Annotated in this window: 6 protein-coding genes; all 6 read right to left on the bottom strand. The window is 38.8% G+C overall.

Annotation, left to right across the window (positions count from 1 at the left end; genetic code table 11):
- Positions 1–134 precede the first annotated feature (134 nt).
- On the bottom strand, positions 135–1,196 hold the full coding sequence (locus tag IM509_RS12445; protein WP_287632955.1) for a hypothetical protein: 1,062 nt from the start codon (positions 1,194–1,196) through the stop codon (positions 135–137).
- Positions 1,196–2,962 (bottom strand): hypothetical protein, encoded by a 1,767-nt coding sequence (locus tag IM509_RS12450; RefSeq protein ID WP_287716987.1) that lies wholly within the window; start codon positions 2,960–2,962, stop codon positions 1,196–1,198. Before IM509_RS12450 ends, IM509_RS12445 begins: the two co-directional genes overlap by 1 nt.
- On the bottom strand, positions 2,962–3,432 hold the full coding sequence (locus tag IM509_RS12455; RefSeq protein ID WP_287632951.1) for a hypothetical protein: 471 nt from the start codon (positions 3,430–3,432) through the stop codon (positions 2,962–2,964). The genes IM509_RS12450 and IM509_RS12455 overlap by 1 nt, the downstream gene beginning before the upstream one ends.
- 2 nt (positions 3,433–3,434) lie before the next feature.
- Positions 3,435–3,989 (bottom strand): glycoside hydrolase family 108 protein, encoded by a 555-nt coding sequence (locus IM509_RS12460; RefSeq protein ID WP_287632948.1) that lies wholly within the window; start codon positions 3,987–3,989, stop codon positions 3,435–3,437.
- A 4-nt stretch (positions 3,990–3,993) separates the two neighbouring features.
- Entirely contained in the window at positions 3,994–4,272 is a 279-nt protein-coding gene (locus IM509_RS12465) for a hypothetical protein (protein ID WP_287632945.1), read from the bottom strand.
- Positions 4,272–4,691: C1q-like domain-containing protein (locus tag IM509_RS12470; protein WP_287716988.1), on the bottom strand; the 420-nt coding region annotated here is incomplete at its 5' end. The genes IM509_RS12470 and IM509_RS12465, both read right to left, overlap by 1 nt.

Here is a 4,691-nt window from a genome sequence, read left to right on the forward strand (position 1 = left end):
CTTGTCGTGCTTTAATAAGCATGGCAACTCGATCAACAGGATTTCCACTTTGAGCCATAGAAGTGGCTAGAGCTTGTGGAATTAGTCCATAAAAATTAGCATCTGGTTTAGAAGAAAGAGGAGTACGAGCCATTTTAAATATCCGGTCCCATCATTACTGAATTAGACCGCTTCTTATACTTATTAGTAAGAGCGGACATAATGCTTCTACCAGAAGTGTCAAACAAAGTTGCTGCATCGGCAAAAGCTTGGCTATAGTTGGGCTGATTTTTAGCTACAGTTTCGTAACTAGCCCTAGAATTAGCACCTGCTAGACCTGTCATATTAGCCGCAGCTTGTGTTCCTTGCAATGCATTTGTTCTCATTGCAGCAAGAGACGATGACAATGAGCTAGATTGCCCACTAGGAGTATAACTGTATCCCGGAGAACCAGTTGCTCTTGATGCCATTGCAGAATAAGCATCAATAAGAGAACCTCTTTTATTTGAATTTAGTTCTTCGGCCGCATTAATTCCTTCAAGATCGGGATTACCCATAGTTTGATCAGCATAATCGGCATAATCTTTTCCTGCTGTAGCGAGAGCGTCTGCTGCTGCACCGGCACTCATACCAGATCTAACAGCATTAGTATTAAAGTTTTTAGTAGCTTGTCTAAATCCAGCATTTAGATTTTTAGTTCTAGAAAGAGCCAAAACATTGGCTAGATCGTTAGCGTTATAGCCCGTTTTACCACTAATTTGATCTTGAAGTTGTTGTTTAAGTGAATCAGCAATACTTCCTTCTTGACTACGACGTTGAGCGGCTGCTTGAGCTTCTCCACGAGCCATTGGAGCGTCATAAAGAAGTGTTCGCAAACCTTCTTCTGTTTCTGCATCTTGAATTTGCTTGCCACGAGCAGAAAGAGTTGTAGTCCAACTATTGCTTATAGGGTCATAAACAAGCTTATTACCCATAGAATCAGTTTGACTAGCTCTAGACATTCTAGCTTCTTGATCGGCAAGATCAAGCTGTCTAGCAGTCAAAGCATTTTGAACATCAGCTTGTTGTTTAGCTAATTTGGCTTGCTTATTTTGACCAACAATGTTCGCTATCATCGAACCACCGCCCAAAGCAAGCATAATAGCGTCATCAATGCCAAAAATGCTAGCAATATTAGTTGGTCCGCGTTCTTTAATTTGACGATGATCTTTAATCATTAGAATGATCCTTGAGAACCAAGGCCACGGCCCAAATCATTAACTGATTTTCTTTTAGCAATAGCATCAAGCACATCTAGATCAGTAAGATTTAGGGCACCTTGAGCAGTTCCAGCTCCCATACGGATATCTGAAAGATTAATCAAAGGTTGATCTCCCATAAGGGAATACAATTCACCTTCACTCGCTTGCTGAGCTTGATTAAACAGCCTTTGTTGCTGTTGTTCGTATGGAGAAATGTCAAACGAATCACCAAGTTGCCATCCTGAAGCGGCTTGAAGAGCAGATTTTTGAATATTTTCCAATTGAGTGTTATATTTAGAACCAAGTTGTGAACTATATCCAAGCAACTTTGCTCTAGCAATCATAGCTGCCTTACTCAAAGCGTCTTGTCCGCCTTTAACTCCAACTTCATTAAATTGACCACGCTTTAAGCCATTAGTAAGCATGTCTGAGCCTTGTTGAGTGGCTCCACCCATGATTTTAGCTATTGTATCGTTAAGAAAACTATTGTCAAAATTGGTAGGAATTCTCAAAGCTTTTTGACGATATCCAAATCTTTGGCGATTTTCTTCTCCAGACAAAATAGTATTGGCCATATTGGGATCAAAATAGGCTGTAGCTGTAGTACTAGTGTCTGGAATAGTATTGTAGATATCAGTATATAGAGGAACAAACAGATCTTTATAGTTGTCCCAATTCAAGCCTCTTCCGGCAACAGCAACTTTAGCTCGTGCAAGAGCTTGATTAAGGGCTTCCAAACGAGATTGATTTGTCGGACCATTAGCTCCAACAGTTCCAGTACCTTGGCCTGTTCCGGGATTAGGATTTGTATTTGTTCCTGGAGGAGTTTCAGAGCCTGTTCCTGGCGTAGTACTAGTACCTCCTGTTGTAGTTGGAGTTGTAGGAGTTGTAGTTGTAGGAGTTTGGTTATAGCCTTCATTCCGTCCATAAGTATTATACCAATAATTAGCATAAGAATATGGATCATTTCCACCAACACGATTAATCCATGCAGTTGAATTCTTATCATTCGACCGAGGATTATTGTATTCAGTAAAGAAAGCTCGATAAACATCAGGACGATCACGCATCAATTGCGTAAGATCAAATCCATTAGAAGTCAATCGACCACTAGGAGTTCCACCTAAGATATTTTTGATATAATCATCAATAGTGGGAGAATTAGTTAGAGCAGCTAAACTAGTAGGATCGCCCGAAAATTTAGTAGAATTAGTAGGAGTACTAGGTTGAGTTGTAGTAGGGTTGGAAACAGTATCAGCAACTTTTGGGTTTGAAACTGTACCAGTATTTGGACCAGAATTGTTCGTAACTGGAGTTGATACGCTTCCAGTTGTTGCTGTTGTAACAGTCGGAGAAGAGTTTGCTTCTTTAGGATCAGGAAACCAATCTATTTCAGCTTTATCAATTCCACTGATCATTTGAGGAGATTGATTGCTTTTACTTGTAGTAGCCGGTTGAGTACTTACAACGGGCTCTTGAGAATTCAAAGGACCATATTGAGAAGAATCAGATTTAACTGAAGTTGGACGATCATAGGGATCATCATAAAGAGATACAGGAGACGAAAAATCGCTCGAATAAATTTGATCAAAATCAGAGATATTAGGAATATCTAGAAGACTAGCAGCTTTAGCTGGCCCAACAGCCTGACTTCCGGCTGCTACAGCTTTAGTTGGAGTAGTACGCCGAAATGCCGAATCCAACCACAAATCATCATAAGTCTCACGAAGATTCACAACCATTATCGGACTCCAAACTTATTGCGTTGGCGATCTCCGAACCACCAAGTTACTGCAATAGCAGCTAATTCAATTGCATAATTAAAATATTCTTCTAGTTTCATTGCTCCAAAAATAAGACAAATTAAAACTAAAAGAATGGTAAGACTAGGACGAAATAGAGCTAAAATGTCTAAAACAGGTCCATTAACCTTGTTGGAAAGAACAGTTTGATCTTCAATTGCTTTTTGAAGACTAGCAAAATGATTTTCAAGATCTGTTCTATTGAATAAATCTTGAGCTTCTTGGTGAGATTTACTAGCACCTAAGTTTTGAAGTTCAATCTCATGCTGGTAATCGACTTGCTTAGCTTTCAACTGCTCTTTAGCAGAAGCCCTAGCATTAATGTACTCTACAGCTGCTCCGCCGAGAGAACCAATAGTACCAATTAAACCACCAGTAGCTGTGCTACTTAAAACAGAAGAAAGATCCATAATTACCTCAATGGAATATCAATCCTATTACGGAACCATCCAAAAATAAACTCTTCGTCTTTCATTCGACGACTTGCAAGATCAATATAATAACTGCCTTGCAAAACATTGAGCATTTTTAGAAGTACGATTTCACCTTCAAGCTTCCGTAACTGCAAAAATTTTTGCAAAGCTTGGAGGGTTTTAGGACCAATATCACCATCTTCTGTAATATCGGGATAATCTTTTCCTTGTCTGTTTAAAGCATTTAAAGCTTTTTGAAACATTTTAATTGCAGTTTTTGGTCCGCAATTTACTCCAGTATCAAAAACTTCATATGCAATTCGTGCTTGATCAACAGTCCAAATTTTATCAAGTTTAGGAGCGATAATATATTTTGACTTGTATATACGCGCTGCCTCAGCCCTTGGCATCGACCGCATAGGCTGATTATACCCATTCCGGCGAGCCTCGTCAATGGTGATTCCCCACATTGTTTCGCCGCCGCTGTCGTTGGGATTGTTGCTATACGCTCCTTCAATTCCAATCAGCTTATCAATAGCTTCATCCATGTTCATGTAATTATCTCCTGCTTATTGGAGGAACTGCATTGGTCCAATTGCGTTCCAAAAAAGCTTGAAAATGATCCAAAGTAGAACCAAATTGTGCAACAGTTCCACGAAGTTCGTGAACAACTTCTCTCATGTCTTTTTGTTCAATCATTTCTTGTTCTAATCTCTTTACTCGTTCTCTCATAGCTCCTTTTTCTTCTCCATATTTAATGATATGAATAATAAGAGCTGCTAAAACTGAAATACATGTAGCAATGCAGGCAATCATAGCCACAAATATAGAAGACATTAGGGAATCATCTTTCCAGTAAAGGTGAACATGTAATTTCCGCTGCCTCCCAAAAGGCCGCTCGAACTAGAAACAATTGCAATCTTTACTTGATCATTAGCTGCCAAAGAAACTATATATTTAAAATGCATGATTTTATGATTAGAGTAGTAGATATAAGGAGAAACAGTTCTAAAGGTAGGACCAGACTGAACATTATTAACTAAAACGCCTATATTCCAATTAATAGAGTCACCTGAGTTTTGAAATTCATCAAATTCAAATTCAAATTCATAAACACCTGCAACTGGAGCTACAAAAATTCCAGTAGAATTATCATAAGAATTTGTTTGATCTAGTACTTCGGTATTAGCAATGAATACGGTTCCAACACTGTTAGATGGATAAGAACCGCTCACGACATTTCGATAGGCATAAAA

The sequence above is a fragment of the Microcystis sp. M31BS1 genome, assembly GCF_020245285.1.
Lineage (GTDB): Bacteria > Cyanobacteriota > Cyanobacteriia > Cyanobacteriales > Microcystaceae > Microcystis > Microcystis panniformis.